Annotated in this window: 18 protein-coding genes; 5 read left to right on the plus strand and 13 right to left on the minus strand. The window is 61.1% G+C overall.

What is annotated here, in order from left to right; genetic code table 11:
- Positions 1-198: 198 nt before the first annotated feature.
- The 3 genes from HKD27_RS02370 to HKD27_RS02380 are packed head-to-tail and all read right to left on the minus strand — an operon-like array spanning position 199 to position 2318.
- Positions 199-1167, minus strand: coding sequence for an SDR family NAD(P)-dependent oxidoreductase (locus HKD27_RS02370; RefSeq protein ID WP_194688597.1), 969 nt, complete (start codon positions 1165-1167; stop codon positions 199-201).
- A 7-nt stretch (positions 1168-1174) separates the two neighbouring features.
- On the minus strand, positions 1175-1651 hold the full coding sequence (locus tag HKD27_RS02375) for a DUF192 domain-containing protein (RefSeq protein WP_011252713.1): 477 nt from the start codon (positions 1649-1651) through the stop codon (positions 1175-1177).
- 16 nt (positions 1652-1667) lie between these two features.
- Positions 1668-2318, minus strand: a complete 651-nt coding sequence (locus HKD27_RS02380) for an MBL fold metallo-hydrolase (RefSeq protein WP_194688596.1) — start codon at positions 2316-2318, stop codon at positions 1668-1670.
- A gap of 162 nt (positions 2319-2480) precedes the next feature.
- Here HKD27_RS02380 and HKD27_RS02385 point away from each other — a divergent pair, with 162 nt between their 5' ends.
- Positions 2481-2831, plus strand: coding sequence for a RidA family protein (locus HKD27_RS02385; RefSeq protein WP_011252711.1), 351 nt, complete (start codon positions 2481-2483; stop codon positions 2829-2831).
- A gap of 172 nt (positions 2832-3003) precedes the next feature.
- Positions 3004-3720, plus strand: coding sequence for a CHAP domain-containing protein (locus HKD27_RS02390; protein WP_194265520.1), 717 nt, complete (start codon positions 3004-3006; stop codon positions 3718-3720).
- 19 nt (positions 3721-3739) lie between these two features.
- On the opposite strand, the gene HKD27_RS02395 is transcribed toward HKD27_RS02390, so the two are convergent.
- The 7 genes from HKD27_RS02395 to HKD27_RS02425 form a co-directional block, all read right to left on the minus strand.
- The gene (locus tag HKD27_RS02395; protein WP_041111584.1) at positions 3740-4198 is read right to left on the minus strand and encodes a 23S rRNA (pseudouridine(1915)-N(3))-methyltransferase RlmH; all 459 of its coding nucleotides are present in this window, start codon (positions 4196-4198) and stop codon (positions 3740-3742) included.
- Positions 4199-4651, minus strand: a complete 453-nt coding sequence (rsfS, locus tag HKD27_RS02400; protein ID WP_024717179.1) for a ribosome silencing factor — start codon at positions 4649-4651, stop codon at positions 4199-4201. It abuts the gene before it with no gap.
- 98 nt (positions 4652-4749) lie between these two features.
- The gene (locus HKD27_RS02405; protein ID WP_011252707.1) at positions 4750-5337 is read right to left on the minus strand and encodes a nicotinate-nucleotide adenylyltransferase; all 588 of its coding nucleotides are present in this window, start codon (positions 5335-5337) and stop codon (positions 4750-4752) included.
- A gap of 32 nt (positions 5338-5369) precedes the next feature.
- A complete protein-coding gene (locus HKD27_RS02410) occupies positions 5370-6626 on the minus strand; it encodes a glutamate-5-semialdehyde dehydrogenase (protein WP_370544219.1) in 1257 nt (418 codons plus the stop codon).
- Positions 6619-7713 carry a redox-regulated ATPase YchF gene (gene ychF / locus HKD27_RS02415; RefSeq protein ID WP_062269314.1) on the minus strand — a complete coding sequence of 365 codons (1095 nt, stop codon included), beginning with the start codon at positions 7711-7713 and terminating at the stop codon, positions 6619-6621. Before ychF ends, HKD27_RS02410 begins: the two co-directional genes overlap by 8 nt.
- 124 nt (positions 7714-7837) lie before the next feature.
- Positions 7838-8134 (minus strand): transcriptional regulator, encoded by a 297-nt coding sequence (locus tag HKD27_RS02420; protein WP_194688594.1) that lies wholly within the window; start codon positions 8132-8134, stop codon positions 7838-7840.
- Positions 8131-8577, minus strand: a complete 447-nt coding sequence (locus HKD27_RS02425; RefSeq protein WP_370544220.1) for a hypothetical protein — start codon at positions 8575-8577, stop codon at positions 8131-8133. The genes HKD27_RS02420 and HKD27_RS02425 overlap by 4 nt, the downstream gene beginning before the upstream one ends.
- A 94-nt stretch (positions 8578-8671) precedes the next feature.
- Between HKD27_RS02425 and HKD27_RS16330 the strand changes: the two genes are divergently transcribed.
- Positions 8672-9469: a CPBP family intramembrane glutamic endopeptidase gene (locus HKD27_RS16330; protein ID WP_228518304.1), complete on the plus strand. Its 798-nt coding sequence runs from the start codon at positions 8672-8674 to the stop codon at positions 9467-9469.
- On the opposite strand, the gene pth is transcribed toward HKD27_RS16330, so the two are convergent.
- Together pth and HKD27_RS02440 are read right to left on the minus strand one after the other, a co-directional pair.
- A complete protein-coding gene (gene pth / locus HKD27_RS02435) occupies positions 9438-10007 on the minus strand; it encodes an aminoacyl-tRNA hydrolase (RefSeq protein ID WP_011252701.1) in 570 nt (189 codons plus the stop codon). The two genes, HKD27_RS16330 and pth, sit on opposite strands and share 32 nt — an antisense overlap.
- Positions 10008-10010: 3 nt before the next feature.
- Positions 10011-10667, minus strand: coding sequence for a 50S ribosomal protein L25/general stress protein Ctc (locus tag HKD27_RS02440; RefSeq protein ID WP_194688592.1), 657 nt, complete (start codon positions 10665-10667; stop codon positions 10011-10013).
- A gap of 185 nt (positions 10668-10852) precedes the next feature.
- Here HKD27_RS02440 and HKD27_RS02445 point away from each other — a divergent pair, with 185 nt between their 5' ends.
- Positions 10853-12184, plus strand: a complete 1332-nt coding sequence (locus tag HKD27_RS02445; RefSeq protein WP_194688591.1) for an MFS transporter — start codon at positions 10853-10855, stop codon at positions 12182-12184.
- Between the two features lie 18 nt (positions 12185-12202).
- Here the strand turns inward: HKD27_RS02445 and HKD27_RS02450 are convergent, their stop codons facing one another.
- Entirely contained in the window at positions 12203-13078 is an 876-nt protein-coding gene (locus HKD27_RS02450) for an SDR family oxidoreductase (protein ID WP_194688590.1), read from the minus strand.
- 212 nt (positions 13079-13290) lie between these two features.
- On the opposite strand from HKD27_RS02450, the gene HKD27_RS02455 reads away from it, so the two are divergent.
- Positions 13291-15396 carry a catalase gene (locus HKD27_RS02455; protein ID WP_194688589.1) on the plus strand — a complete coding sequence of 702 codons (2106 nt, stop codon included), beginning with the start codon at positions 13291-13293 and terminating at the stop codon, positions 15394-15396.
- Positions 15397-15461: the final 65 nt, after the last annotated feature.

Raw genomic sequence — 15461 nt, forward strand, 5'->3', positions numbered from 1 at the left:
GACCCAGGAACTTAACCCCAGATCACCAGCACCAAAACGCCGCCAACATATCCCTTCCAATTCCATATTCAATTTTCAAAGACCACCATCCCCGCCGCTCCAGAACCCCTCAGAAGTGGGCCCCGCCGCGTCGGTGAACGGGCTTATACGGGGACCTCAGAGGGGGGTCAACAGGAAAATTGCATTTTTGTGAAAAAATCAGATTCCGTGGAACTTTCTGAACCACAGACAGAATTCCTTCATCCCGTCTTCAAAAGACACGGCCGGCTTCCAACCGCAGAATTCCCTGACATTTTCCAAAGAAGCCCAGGTCGATTCCATATCCGCCACCGGTCTGGGACGCCGCTCCACGAAAGCTTTCTTTCCCAGATTCTGCTCAAGCAGCTCAATCATGCGGGTCACCCTTTCCGGCTTATCCCCTCCCAGATTAAGCACCCGCGACATTCCGGCTTCCGGCGGCCTGCCCAGAACCTGCTGCACCCCCCTGACGATGTCATCGATATAAGTGAAGTCGCGGGAAAGGTGCTTTCCTTCATAAAGGGTCACCGGACGCCCTTCCGAAATCGCTTTCGCGAACCCGTAATACGCCATATCGGGTCTTCCCCACGGACCATACACGGTAAAAAACCGGAGCCCCGTCTGCGGAATACCGTGCAGATACGCGTAGGACTCAGACATCAGTTCAGCAGCACGCTTGGTTACGGCATATACGGAACTGGGCCTTTCAACCCGATCCGTCTCCCTGAAAGGAACGCTCTGATTTCGGCCATAAACGGAGGAGGAGGACGCATACACAACATGCGTCAGCTTTTTCAGATGACGGCAGGCTTCCAGAAGAGCGACCTGCCCCATGACGTTGGACGTCACATAGGAATAGGGATCGACCATCGAGTGCCGAACCCCGGCCTGGGCCGCAAGATGGATTACACCTTCCAGATCGGAGTGCCGCGCGACCAGATCCTGCATGGCTGCAGGGCTGGCCACGTCCACTTTCAGAAAGCTGAACCCTGGATAAGGCTCAAGCTGCTCCAGTCGGGCGGCTTTGAGAGCCGGATCATAATAGGCATTGAGAGTATCGACGCCGACGACCTCCATGCCCTGCTTCAGAAAGGCCTGCGCAACATGAAACCCTATAAACCCGGCAACCCCGGTAACCAGAACCTTCACAGGACCATCAGTGCTTCAGCGCGGAACTGGTAACAGCATCGCCCACCCGGATCCCCAGCTTCGCTGTAACGCCCCCTGCCAGTTCAAGCGTATTGGCAACCACACCATCACTCCGCAGGATCGCCTCGCTCAGAGGGACGGCATTTTCCGCAATGGCATGGATATGGTTCGTTGAATCAATGAACACGATGTCCAGCGGCACAAGCGTATTACGCATCCACATGTCCGAGACCTGAGGCGTTGCCCACATGAACAGCATCCCCTCGTTCTCAGGCAGATGCTTGCGGAACATTTCGCCCACCTCCTGCTGGCGATAGGTCTTGGCCAGTTCCACCGTAAACTCATGCTTCTGACCATCGCGCGTCGTGATGGTCAGAGGCGCGGTTGGCAGACGGGCCTGCGCCTGCGTAATCGGCTCCTCCGCCTTCGCAACGCCAGCACTCATTCCAAGCGCCGCCACCAGCGCACAGCATAAAACTCGCATGATATGACTTTCAGGTTCAGGAAATCAGGAACGGATTGGTCCGGCGCTCTTCTCCGATGGTCGTCGGCATCCCGTGCCCGCACAGAACCACCATATCATCAGGCAGCGTCAGAAGATGTCTGCGAATACCGTCGACAAGCGCCTGTGAATCGCCATACGCAAAATCCGTCCGGCCAACCGTCCCACGGAACAGCGTATCGCCAGCCAGAACGCGGCGGTTGTCATGATCCACAAAAACGACATGCCCCGGCGTATGGCCAGGAACATGCGCGACATGAAGATCCTGCCCCAGCAGATGCAGGACTTCTCCGCCTTCCACAAAGCGATCCGGCGCAACATTCTCCATGCCCGGAATTCCGAAAGCAGCCGCCTGTTTCGTGATGCTCTGCAGCAGGAACTCATCCCGCCGGTCCGGCCCTATAACGGGAACAGGCTGACCCTGCTGCTTTTCAAGAGCTCTCTTCAGGGCAGCTGCGCCGCCGGCATGATCCAGATGACCATGCGTCAGAAGAATGGCCTCAACGGTCATTCCGTCCAGATGCTGAAGAATGTCTCCGACATCTCCGCCGGGATCCACCACAACGGCACGACCCTCATCATTCGAGAGAATGGTGCAGTTCTGCCGCAAAGGCGTTACCGGCACCCGCTTCGCATACAAAGGAGTCACAGCTCCCCCTTCCAGACGGTCCGTTCTGATGTGGCGATACAGCGTCAGCCCCTGCGCGACAAGTGAGACACAGCATCCGCCTGGCACCAGCCACCACGGATCATTGACCCCTTTTCACAGGAAGGTCACTCTCCACCTTTCCCCATCACACGAGGTGTCATCATGAGCCGCATCATCCGCACAGAACCCAACGCCATTCTTTCCAAGGCCGTCGAATATCACGGCTTCATTTTCACGCAGGGCGTTGTCGCAGCCGACCTGTCCAAGGGAATCGAAGAGCAGACCAAGAGCGTTCTCGACCAGCTCGACGAAATTCTTGAAGTGCACGGCACCGACAAGACCCGCATCCTTCAGGCCCAGATCTGGGTGAAGGACATCGCAGACCGTACCGCCCTCAACACGGTCTGGTCCGCATGGCTTCCGGAAAACATGGCCCCTGCCCGCGCCTGCGTTCAGGCAGTCATGGCGGATCCGAAGATTCTCGTGGAAATCATGCTCACGACAACGAAATGATCTGAATCAGACGATTATGGCGAGAATGCAGCAGAGTGTGGTGTCAAAAAGATTTTCTTTGGAAATGAAAATTTAACCCATAGGTCTGCATTCTGCTCTTGTCAGGGTTGCAGGAAGGTTGTTACCTGCCTGTAACCCGAACAACACACAACCAATCAGGATCCTAAAGATCGTGAAGCATAAAAGTTGCCGGAAAACCTTTTTCTCTGCTCTGGCGCTCTCCGCGATCGCATTCTTTTCGGGACAGGCTCAGGCCCGTCACAGTTCGGGTCACCACGGACGGACCGTCTTTCATAGCCACCGTTCCAGCAGCCATCGCCATTCTTATGCTCACGTCATTCAGTGCGTCGCCTACGCCAAGACGGCTTCAGAAGTCGTTCTGCACGGCAATGCGCGTGACTGGTGGTACAATGCCGCCGGCGTTTATGCCCGCGGGTCCGCACCGCAGGCCGGTTCGGTCCTGAATTTCCGGGCCATCCGCCGTATGCCGCTCGGCCATGTCGCCGTGGTCCGTTCGGTGGAAGACAGCCGTACAATCTATATCGACCAGTCCCACTGGGCGTCCAACGGCATCGCACATAACGTGCGCGTCGTTGACGTTTCGCCCAACAATGACTGGAGCGCGGTCCGCGTCGCTCTCAATGATCGCAGCGGCCGCCTTGGCAGCATCTATCCGACCTATGGCTTCATCTATCCGCATTCCGACAGCGGCGATCGTAGCCCGGCCCCGCAGGTTGTGCTGGCCCGCGCTTCGAACACGACTGGCTTCCGTCACCGCGCAGTCCTGAACGGCTCTGACGCCCTGAGCCATCCGATGAGCAGCACCGAAGTCGCCGAAGCTCCGGACGATGCCTTCACTTCGGACGCTCCTGACCGTTCGATCCGCTGATAAAGCCTGACAGCCGGCTTCAGTCCGGCCGCGATTCCCGATGATAGGGATGACCGGTATTGATGGCCTGAGCCCGGAACACCTGCTCGGCGATCAGAACCCGGACCAGCATGTGCGGCCAGGTCAGTTTCCCCAGAGAAATCACGGAATCGGCCCGCTGGATCACGCTTGAATCCAGCCCTTCCGCACCACCGATCAGAAAATGAATGGGGCGCCCCGATTCCTGCCAGCGGGACAGCATCTCCGCCAGCCGCAGGCTGTCCGGTGTCTTGCCACCTTCATCCAACGCCACGATCAGGGCATTATCCGGACAGGCCCCCAGAAGAGCCGCAGCATCCTTGCGCTTCTGCTCCTGGACGCTGCCTTTTGACGGCGCGAGTTCCGTCACCGTCAAAGCGGGCCTGATCCGGCCCGCATAACGCTCGAACAGTTCGCGCTCCGGCCCGGCTTTGAGCCGGCCGATTGCGACCAGTTTCATTCAGTCCTGCTCTTCGTCCTGCCCGACAGCAACTTCGTCTTCGCTGCCATCCAGATCGGTGCCCCACATCCGCTCCAGCCCGTAAAGCTCGCGGCTTTCCGGCTTGAAGAGATGCACGACAACATCGCCGGCATCGATCAGGACCCAGTCGCTGCCATTCGCGCCTTCGATCAGAATGCGCTTGATGCCGATCTCATTGAGCTTCTTCTCAATATGATGCGCCATCGCGGAAATCTGGCGGTCGGCAAGACCGGTCGCAATGACCATGCGATCAGCAAAATTCGCGCGGCCGACCAGGTCCAGCACAACGATGTCTTCACCCTTGTCTTCGTCCAGACTCGTGGTGATGACCGTCAGCATGCTGGTCAGAAGATCCGGCTGCACGGCTTCGCGCTTGACGGCCGTTTTCTTCGGTCCGGCAACTGCGGCCTTCTTGCGAGCCGTTCCCGGCACCTTGGCAGCCTCGGCCAGTGCCGCATCGGGGGAGCTGGTTTTCCGGCGCACAGGCTTTTTGGCCTGCGATTCGGGAGAGGTCGTCTTGGTGATGGTTTTTACTCCTGATCGGAATCCGGACGAAACTGGCCGGACTCACGCAACGCTGTAGCCGATATATCGTTCTGCGGCGCAGAAAGGAACGTCCATGCGTTGCCTTTTCGCTCCGCAAGCACAGGTGATTCGCGCGAAGGCCGTCTCTGATGCCGCAAAACAGAGGCCGCAGCCCCCCGCAGGGCTGGCGAAACACTGCCCGGACGCGGGAGTACAGCAATGGGAACCATCGCAGCCAACCGCCGCCAGCGCTTCCAGTGCGAAAGCTGCGCCAGCCCGTCCGCACCCATCAGCCACACGAAACGCACATGCGGAAAGCGCTGCTTCAGCAATCCGACCGTTTTTACGGTGAAGCGCTGCCCAAGCCGCGATTCGATATCCGTTGCAACGATTCGCCGTCCGTCTGCAATCCGCTCCGCAGAAGCAAGACGCACCCTGAACGGCGCCATGCCTTTACTCGGCTTGAGCGGATTCCCTGGTGAGACCATGAGCCACACCTGATCCAGACGCAAAGCCCGCAAGGCCCGCCGCGCCAGCATGAGATGACCCGCATGCGCCGGATTGAAAGACCCGCCCAGCAGGCCGATCCGCATATTCCGGCCGTCACCAGACGTCGGGATACTGATCAGCCCCGCACCTGCCCGGTGCCGATCACTTCGTACCGGTAGCATGTCAGCTGCTCGAGCCCCACCGGCCCCCGGGCATGCATCCGCCCCGTCGCAATGCCGATTTCCGCACCGAATCCGAACTCCCCACCGTCACAGAACTGCGTGGACGCATTCCACATCACAACCGCACTGTCGGTCCCGTTGAGGAACTCCGCCGCGGCCTCAGGATCTTCGGCGATAATGGCCTCGGTATGCGAACTTCCATGCCGCGCGATGTGATCGAGAGCATCTTCAACCCCGTCCACCACGGCAACCGAAAGCACGGCGTCCAGCCATTCCGTGCTGAAATCATCAGCCGAGGCTGCTTCAAGCGTCGGCACAATCGCACGCGCCCGGTCATCTGCCCGGAACGTACATCCCTTCGCGGCCAGATCCTGAACCAGCAGCGGCAACAGCGTCGGCGCAATCGCCGCATCGATCAGCAGCGTCTCCGTCGCACCACAGATCCCCGTCCGCCGCATCTTCGCATCCAGCAGAACTTTCCGGGCCATGGCCGGATCAGCACTCGCATGGATGTAGGTGTGATTCAGACCGTCCGCATGCGCCAGAACCGGCACGCGGGCCTCACGCTGCACGCGCTCCACAAGGGACTTGCCGCCACGCGGAATGATGAGGTCAATCTTTCCCGAAGCCTGCAGCATTGCCCCGACCAGAGCCCGGTCGGCAGACGGCAGGATCTGCACACAGGCCTCGTCCAGACCGGCTACCCGCAATCCGTCTTCCATCGCCGCCTGAATGGCGCGCGCGGAATGCAGGCTTTCCCCGCCACCGCGCAAAATCACCGCATTGCCGGACTTGATGCATAGCGCGGCAGCATCGGCACCAACATTGGGCCGGCTTTCATAGATCATGCCGATCACGCCAAGCGGTGTCGCGACCCGGCGGAAATGCAACCCGTTCGGCCGGTCCCATTCCGCCAGAACGCGCCCGACCGGATCCGACAGACCCGCCACGTCTTCCAGACCGCGCGCCATCGCTTCGACCCGCTCCGGCGTCAGCGTCAGGCGGTCCCGGAAGGCCGCATTCCGGTCTTCGGAAAGCGCTGCCAGATCCTTCTGATTGGCTGCCACGATCTCGTCCGACCGGACCCTCAGCGCTTTCGCAGCTTCGGACAGGGCATGATTGCGGGTCTCCGCACTCGCCCGCGCCAGACTCCGGCTGGCCCGGCGAGCACGCTCCGCCAGACCGTCCAGAATGTGCCCTGCCTCAGACATTGAACCGGAACAGCAGGACGTCACCATCCTGCACCACATATTCCTTGCCTTCAATCCGCAGCTTCCCGGCTTCCTTGGCCCCGGCCTCACCATTGCAGGCGACGTAATCATCAAAGGCCACGGTTTCGCAGGCAATAAACCCGCGCTCGAAGTCGTTATGAATGACAGCCGCCGCCTGCGGTGCCTTGGTCCCGGCCGTGATCGTCCAGGCGCGGGATTCCTTCGGGCCAACCGTGAAATATGTCCGCAGGCCCAGCAGCTTGTAACCAGCCGCAATAACGCGATCCAGCCCGCTATCCGTCAGGCCGAGACCTTCAAGAAACTCCGTCCGATCTTCCTGCGGCAGCTGGCTGACTTCCGCCTCAATGGCAGCGGACACCACGACAACGCCCGCGCCCTCGGCTTCGGCCCGCTTGCGCACCGCTTCCGAAAAGGCGTTGCCTGTCGCCGCTGAGGCTTCCTCGACATTGCAGACATACAGAACCGGCTTCGTCGTCAGAAGCTGAAGGCGGGAGGCCTCTGCTTCCTGCCCCTTGGGAACCGCCGTCCGGGCCGGCTTGCCATCACGCAACGCTGCCAGCAGCGGCTCCATCAGTTCGAGCTGTGCCTGAGCTTCACGATCATTGCCACGCGCCCGCTTCTGCAGACCGACCTGGCGCTTCTCCAGGCTTTCCAGATCCGCCAGCATCAGTTCCGTCTCAATGATGTCCGCATCCCGAACCGGATCAACGCCACCTTCAACATGGGTGATGTCGTCGTCTTCGAAGCAGCGCAGAACGTGCACAATGGCATCGACTTCACGGATATTGGCCAGAAACTGGTTGCCCAGACCTTCACCCTTGGACGCGCCACGGACCAGCCCTGCGATATCAACGAATTCAAGGCTGGTCGGGACCTTGCGGATGGACTTGCCGATCCGTGCCAGCTCATCCAGTCGCGGGTCCGGGACAGCCACACGGCCCGTATTCGGCTCGATGGTGCAGAACGGGTAATTCGCAGCCTGTGCGGCGGCCGTTTCCGTCAGGGCATTGAACAGCGTGGACTTGCCGACATTGGGCAGACCAACGATGCCGCAATTGAAACCCATTCGTGCTCTCCATCATCATTGAAGACCGTCCAGACGCGAACGATCCGTTCCAGAAAATTCCGTTGCCCTGTGTTCGCAGAAACCGAGGAGGCTCACAACCACCTCCCGCCGCGAAACAGGCTTTTCAGCCCACGATTCCCGCCAGATCCTGCAAAGCCCGGACATGCGCCTTCAAAGCCGCACGCCCCTGTGCCGTCAGAACCAGCCAGGTCCGCTGCCGTCCCCCCAGAGGCGCCTTGCGCAACCGCACATAGCCCGCCTCCTGCATCTGGGCGAGATGCTTGGACAGGACCGAGTCACTCACACCCAGCATATCCCGCGCCCGCCCGAACTCCATGTCGTTCACTTCCGACAGAGCCGCAGCAAGCTGCAGACGCGCGGGAGGATGAATGACAGGATCGAATTGGGGAACAGCACTCACAACGCCGCTGTCATATCAGCCCGCCAGGCCCTCTGCCAGAGCAGGGCCGCTCCATAACCGATCGCAAAACTGCCCAGCGTCGCAAGCCAGGGCAGCCACGCCAGATGCCACACCCGCACACCAGCCCCCGACAGCGTCATCATCGCATAGACCGCCAGCATCATGCCGATCGCGATCTTCCGCGTCCGGCCCCGACGATAGCCATTGACGAAATATCCCATCCGCCGCCGCGCAAGCGCATAGAAAATCCCTATCAACGCGATGCACAGCCCCTCCGACAGGAAGATGAATGGCGGGTCCAGACTCATGGCGAATGTCAGCAGCGCCAGAAGCCCGCCCATGACGGGCGCATTCCACCAGGGGCAGACAAGCTCATCCCCCAGCTTTTCCCTGAAAGCCCCCAAGGCTTCCAACTGCACACGCGCATCGTCCCGGCTGGTCACGTCCACAGTCCTGACTCCATCCTGCTGCACGGTATTGACTTTCTAATGTGGAAAATGATGATCTGACTTTCCATTATGGAAAGACAACAAGATCATGACAATCCTGCACGGCACCCCGAGGTCCGGAATTCTGGCCATCCTCTGGCTCACGGCCCTGCTGGGTGCCTGCATCCACCACAGCTACGCAGGAACACGGGACTGGCAGCACTTCCGGACGGCCAATCGGACCGGTGAACGGCGTCGCCTTTATCTGAAATGGCTCATCCAGAGCATCCTGCTCTTCGATCTGGGCGGGGTCATCACCCTCTGGCTTCTGCCCCGGCCTCTGGGCTGGACCAGCCTGACGCAACTGCGCCTGTCGCATCCCACTCCGACTGCCAGCACGGCCTCCCCTGAAACGTCGCCGGCCTTTTTCATCGGATTTGGCTGTGGGCTTCTGATCCTCGCGGGAGTCTTCCTCCTGCTCCGAAAGCTCAAACGGCCCTTATCCCTCAAACCTTTAGGCGACTTTGCGGCCATGATCCCCCGGACATGGCCCGAAGCCGGACTGGCGTTTCTGCTGTGCCTGAATGCCGGTCTGGGCGAGGAACTGTTCTTCCGGCTGGCCCTTCCCCTGCTTACAGGCCAACTCACCGGCAGTCTGATCGCCGGCGCCGCGCTCTCAACGCTGCTATTCGGGGGAATGCACTGGTATCAGGGGCTCAAAGGCGTTCTGGCCACGACAGCTCTCGGCCTGATCTTTATGATCCGTGCCCTCAATGGAACACCGCTGATCTGGCTGATGGGATTTCACGCCCTGATGGATATCGTCGCCCTGTTCATCCGCCCCGCCCTGAGCGGCCATTTCAGCCGCAAGACCGTCAGGCAGCCAGCAGTGCGACCTTCGTCATGAAGGCTTCGTGTTCTTTCTTCGCCAGCAGAGGCGCCGCGTCGGCGATGGCCTCAAGCCAACGCTCCAGCTCCGGCTCTTCCGCCTTGGCGAAATTGCCCAGAACATGCCCGGTCACACGGTCCTTGTGTCCCGGATGACCGATCCCCATCCGCACACGCCAGTAATCCGGCCCCGGCAGACATTTATCCATGGAGCGCAGACCGTTATGCCCGGCGGCACCACCGCCACGCTTGATACGCAGCTTGCCGAAAGCAAGATCGAGTTCGTCGTGGAATACGGTGATATCGTCCTGCGCAATCTTGAAGAACTGCGCGGCCTGCTGAACGCTGTCGCCTGACCGGTTCATATACGTCATCGGCTTGAGGAGCAGGATCTTCTGCCCCCCGATGACGCCTTCAGAGGTCTCCCCCCGGAAACGCTTGCGCCACGGCGAGAAACCGTGGCGCCTGGCGATCTCGTCGACCGCCATGAAGCCGATATTGTGTCGATGACGGCTCATCCCCGGCTCGGGGTTGCCGAGACCGGTCCAGAGCCTCATCGATTACTTCTTCTTTGCGCCGGGCTTTGCAGCGGCTTCAGCTTCGGCAGCAGCCTTGGCAGCAGCTTCGGCTTCCATTTCGGCATCGATCGTCGGTGCAGCGATGGAGGCGATGACCATGTCCGTCGCCTGACCACTGGCCAGAACGGCGCCTTCGGTGCCCTTGAGGTCCGTCCAGCGCACGTTTTCGTGGATGTCCAGGCCGCTCAGGTCTGCCGTGAAGTGCTCCGGAATGTTGGCCGGATCAGCCTGCACGTCCACATAATGACGAACGACGTTCAGAACGCCACCGCGCTTGATGCCCGGGGACTTCTCTTCGCCGACGAACACGATGGAGATTTCGACATGGACCTTGGTGCCAGCGGCAACGCGCTGGAAGTCCACGTGGATCGGGGCATCGGTGACCGGGTGCAGCTGCACGTCACGGATCAGGGCTGCAACCGGCTCTGCGCCTTCGGCAGCCAGGCTGTACACGCGAGAGGACCAGCCACCGCGATGCAGTTCCTTCATGATCACGCGCGGATCAAGTGCGATGATGGAGGGTTCCTGCTTGCCACCGTAGATCACGGCCGGCACCAGGCCCTCACGTCTCGTTGCGCGCGCTGCCCCCTTACCAGCCTTCGCACGCGTCGAGACAGCAAGTGTCGTCAAATTAGCCACTGTTACGCTCCTGCGTATTGAATTTCACTCAACACAGACCTCCAGGGGTGCCTGTGCGAGGCGCGGAGTAGCGGAAAACCGCCACCGGCACAACCATTTTCGGACTCAGCCCCTCTGGACCAGCCCGTCTGCAGGCCGCTACGCTTGCGTTCCATTTCCACAGTTTCCGGCAGATCCCCCATCCGATGAGCATCGCCGCCCGCATCGAACGCCTGCCCTTTACCCGCTTTCACTGGAAACTCCTGTTCCTCGGCGGCCTCGGCTACACATTCGACGGCCTCGATTCCGCGATCGTGGCCTTCGCGCTCCCGATGCTGAAAAGCCAGTGGCACCTGAGCGGCCCGGAACTCGGCCTGCTCGGCAGCGCCACCTATCTCGGCTACGGGCTCGGGGCCCTGCTCTCCGGCTGGTGGGGAGACCGCTCCGGCCGCCGCCGCGTCATGATGAGCGCACTGGCCATCTACGCCATCGGCTCCCTGCTTTCCGCCGGCTCGTCTTCCTTCGCGGGCTTTTTCCTGTGCCGCCTCCTCTCCGGAATCGGCGCAGGTGCGGAAGCCACCATCATCGCACCCTATCTCAGCGAATTCGTGGCCGCCCGCTATCGCGGTGCATTCACGGCTGCCCTCACCGGATTCTATTCCTTCGGCTATGTCGCCGCCGCCATCATGGGGTTCATGCTCGTGCCCGCCATGGCGGATGGCTGGCGCTGGGCGCTAGCGCTCACGGGCTTTCCGGTCCTGATGCTTCTGTGGTGGCGCCGCGCCCTGCCCGAATCCCCCCGCTGGCTCGACGAGCGCGGCCAGACCGCCGAAGCCTGCCGCATCGTCGGCGACATCGAGGAAAGCGCAGGTCTTGCCGTCGGCCTCACCACCACGACCGACCGTGGCGCCCCAAGCATCCGTCCGGTCCGGGATCTCTTCGCCCCAAACCTGCGCCGCTCCACCTTCATGAGCTGGGCCATGTGGCTGGCCATCACGTTCAGCTTCTACGCGTTCTTCACTTGGATCCCGACCCTGATGATCGAACGCGGCATGACCGTTACCCGCAGCTTCGGCTACGCCATTTCGATCTATTTCGCACAGCTTCCCGGCTATGCCTCCGCCGCTTTCCTCACCGATCGTCTGGGCCGGCGCGGAACGGTGGCGCTATTCATGGTCGCCGGAGCCATCAGCGCCATCGGCATGGCCGCGAGCCAGACGCCGACCGAAGTCCTGCTTTTCGGCATCCTGCTGTCCTTCTTCATGAACGGCACCTTCGGCGGCATCTACGCCTACACACCCGAGCTCTTTCCGACGTCCCTGCGTGCCCGCGGCATGGGTCTGGCCTCTGCCATCGCGCGTCTGGGCGCCATCGCATCGCCCGTCCTGATCGGCTGGCTGTATCCGCTTGCCGGTTTCCCCGGCGTCTTCGGCCTCACGACCCTGATCCTGCTGTCAGGCGCCACCGTCACGCTCGTCTTCGGACCCAGAACGGAAAAACGCCCGCTCGATGACGAGCAGGCGTTCGCACGGTCTTAAACCCCAAGGCGCGAGCCTTCAGATCATCGGTACCCCACCATTGACCGCCAGCAGCGCGCCCGTGGTGTAGCTGTTCAGCGGATCGGCAAAATAGACATAGGCGCCTGCCAGCTCGGCCGGCTGTCCCGGACGGCCCAGCGGCACATCCGAGCCCAGATGCTCCTGCTCCTCCACGGGCATTCCGGTTGCAATGAACGGCGTCCAGATCGGCCCCGGCATCACGGCATTGACCCGGATCCCCCGCCCGGCGAGCTGCTGCGCCATGCTGGACGTGAAGTTCGCAATCGCCGCCTTCGTCATGGAATACGGCACCAGCAACTCCGGCGCCGTCTTCAGATTAACCGAAGACGTGTTGATGATGGACGCCCCGGCCTGAAGATGCGGCAGGGCCGCCTTCGTCAGATGGAACAGCGCATCCGTATTCGTGGAGAAATGGCGCTTCCATTCCTCGTCGGAAATCTCTTCCAGCTTGGCACGCGCTTTCTGGAAAGCGGCATTGTTCACCAGAATATCAAGCCGCCCGAACGTCTCGACGGTCCTGCTGATCATCTCACGACAATGCGCACCATCACGGATATCTCCGGGCAACAACAGACAGTTCCGCCCCTCGGCCTTGATCTGTTCCCCGATATCGCGCGCATCATCCGCCTCCGTTTCCAGATACGAAATCGCGACATCCGCGCCTTCACGCGCAAATGCCAGCGCGACCGCCCGCCCGATCCCCGAATCACCCCCCGTGATGAGGGCCGCAAGCCCCGCGAGCTTTCCGGAGCCTTTATAGGTTTCTTCGCCGTAATCGGGCCGGGGAATCATCTTTTCTGAAAGACCCGGAAATTTCTGCGTCTGGCCCCGGAACGGCGGACGCGGATAGCGGGTGCGAGGATCAGCAGGCATGGAAACACTCCTGTGTCGTCATGGACAGAGTTCCTGCGCTTAACGGCCCGTCTTCCGGACAGGTTCAGAAAATTTCCCGGATTTATTTCAGGAACACTTGCCCCCGGCAGCGCCTTCTAAGGGGCACGGCCTTTCCGATGGGAAGGGCAGCTTCCTCATCCAGACTTCCCGAAGCCCCGTATTTTTCCGGGCCTACAGGCAGAGGTGCATTCATGAGCACGGACAAACGCAAAACCGTCACCATCGGCGACCAGACCTTCGAACGCGGCCCGCAGGGGGCCACCCATCAGGTGGCGTCGGGCGAGACCCCGACCCTCACGACCCAGCAGGGCGTCCCCGTCTCCGACGATCAGAACACCGAGAAAGCCGGTGCCCGCGGGCCTGCCCTTCTGGAAGACTTCCATTTCCGCGAGAAGATCTTCCACTTCGATCACGAACGCATCCCCGAGCGCGTCGTCCACGCCCGCGGCTACGGTGCGCATGGCTTTTTCGAACTGACAGACTCCCTGGCCGATTACACGACGGCCAGTGTGCTGGGCAAAATCGGCAAGCGCGTTCCCGCCTTCGTCCGCTTCTCGACCGTCGCCGGTGGCCGCGGCTCTTTCGACGTGGCCCGCGACGTGCGCGGTTTTGCGGTGAAGCTCTATACCGAAGAAGGCAACTGGGACCTCGTGGGCAACAACATGCCCGTCTTCTTCATCCAGGACGCCATCAAGTTCCCGGACATGGTCCACGCTGTGAAGGAAGAGCCCGACAGCGGCTTCCCGCAGGCCCAGTCCGCCCATGACAATTTCTGGGACTTCGCGTCGCTGTCGCCCGAGACCGTCCACATGCTCATGTGGATCATGTCCGACCGCGCCATTCCGCGCTCCTTCCGCTTCATGGAAGGCTTCGGCGTCCATACCTTCCGCCTCGTCAATGCCGAGGGCAAGTCCACCTACGTGAAGTTCCACTGGAAGCCGAAACAGGGTTTGCAGTCCGTCGTGTGGAACGAAGCCGTGAAGATCAACGGCGCCGATCCCGACTTCCACCGCCGCGACCTGTGGGAATCCATCAATTCCGGCGACTTCCCGGAATGGGAACTCGGCGTACAGCTCTTTGATGACGACTTCGCCGATAAATTCGACTTCGATATTCTGGACGCGACCAAGCTGATCCCGGAAGAACTCATCCCGGTCCGTCGCATCGGACGTCTGGTGCTGAACCGCACGGTGGATAATTTCTTCGCCGAAACCGAACAGGTCGCCTTCTGCACCCAGAACGTCGTGCCGGGCATTGCCTTCACCAACGATCCGCTTCTGCAGGGCCGGAACTTCTCGTATCTGGACACCCAGACCAAGCGCCTCGGCGGCCCGAACTTCACGCATATCCCCATAAACGCGCCGAAATGCCCGTTCCACAACTTCCAGCAGGACGGCCATATGGCGATGCACAACCCGAAAGGGCGTGCAAACTATGAGCCCAACTCCTGGGGCATGGGGCCGCGTGAAAACCCGCAGACCGGCTACAAGCCCTACGCCGAGGAAGTGAACGGCCGAAAGACCCGTGAACGCGGCGAACTGTTTGCCGATCACTACAGTCAGGCCCGCCAGTTCTACACCAGCCAGACCCCGACCGAGCAGACGCATATCAAGAACGCCTTCGTCTTCGAGCTCAGCAAGTGCCTCACCCCGGCCATCCGCGCCCGCGTCGTCGCCCATCTGCTGAACGTCGATGAAAAGCTCGCAAAGGGCGTGGCTGAAGGTCTGCGTCTGGAAAAGATGCCAACACCCGCCCCGGCGGCCCGCACGCCGCTAACGGATCTGCCGACTTCGAACCCGCTCAGCATCCTCAAGAACGGCCCGAAAACGTTCAAAGGCCGCAAGCTGGGTGTGCTCGTTACTGATGGCACGGATGCGGACCTGCTCGCGGATCTGATGAAGGCCGCGGAAGCGGAAGGCACCATCGTCGAACTGGTCGCCCCGGCGGTTGGTGGCGTGAAAACGACAGACGGCAAGCTCGTCCCGGCCGGTCAGAAGATCGTCGGTGCCCCCTCGGTCCTGTATGACGCAGTTGTGCTGCTCCCGTCCGCAGCAGGGGCAAAGCTCCTGACCGGCGAAGCCACCGCACGGGACTTCGTGGCCGACGCCTTCGCCCATGCGAAGTTCATCGGCTACGGCCCGGACGCCAAACCCCTTCTCGCCAAGGGTGGCATCACGCCCGAAGACATGGATGACGGCATCATCCCGCTTGAGGTCCCCAGCGACCTCAAGACCTTCATCACCCTGTGCCGCAAACTGCGCTTCTGGGACCGGGAAGCCAGAACCCACGCTGTCTGAGGCAGAACAGGGGCCGGAGACATTCTCCGGCCCTTTTTTATACCTGTCCCTCCCCACGCCATATT

The sequence above is a fragment of the Gluconobacter sp. R75690 genome, assembly GCF_015244525.1.
Lineage (GTDB): Bacteria > Pseudomonadota > Alphaproteobacteria > Acetobacterales > Acetobacteraceae > Gluconobacter > Gluconobacter potus.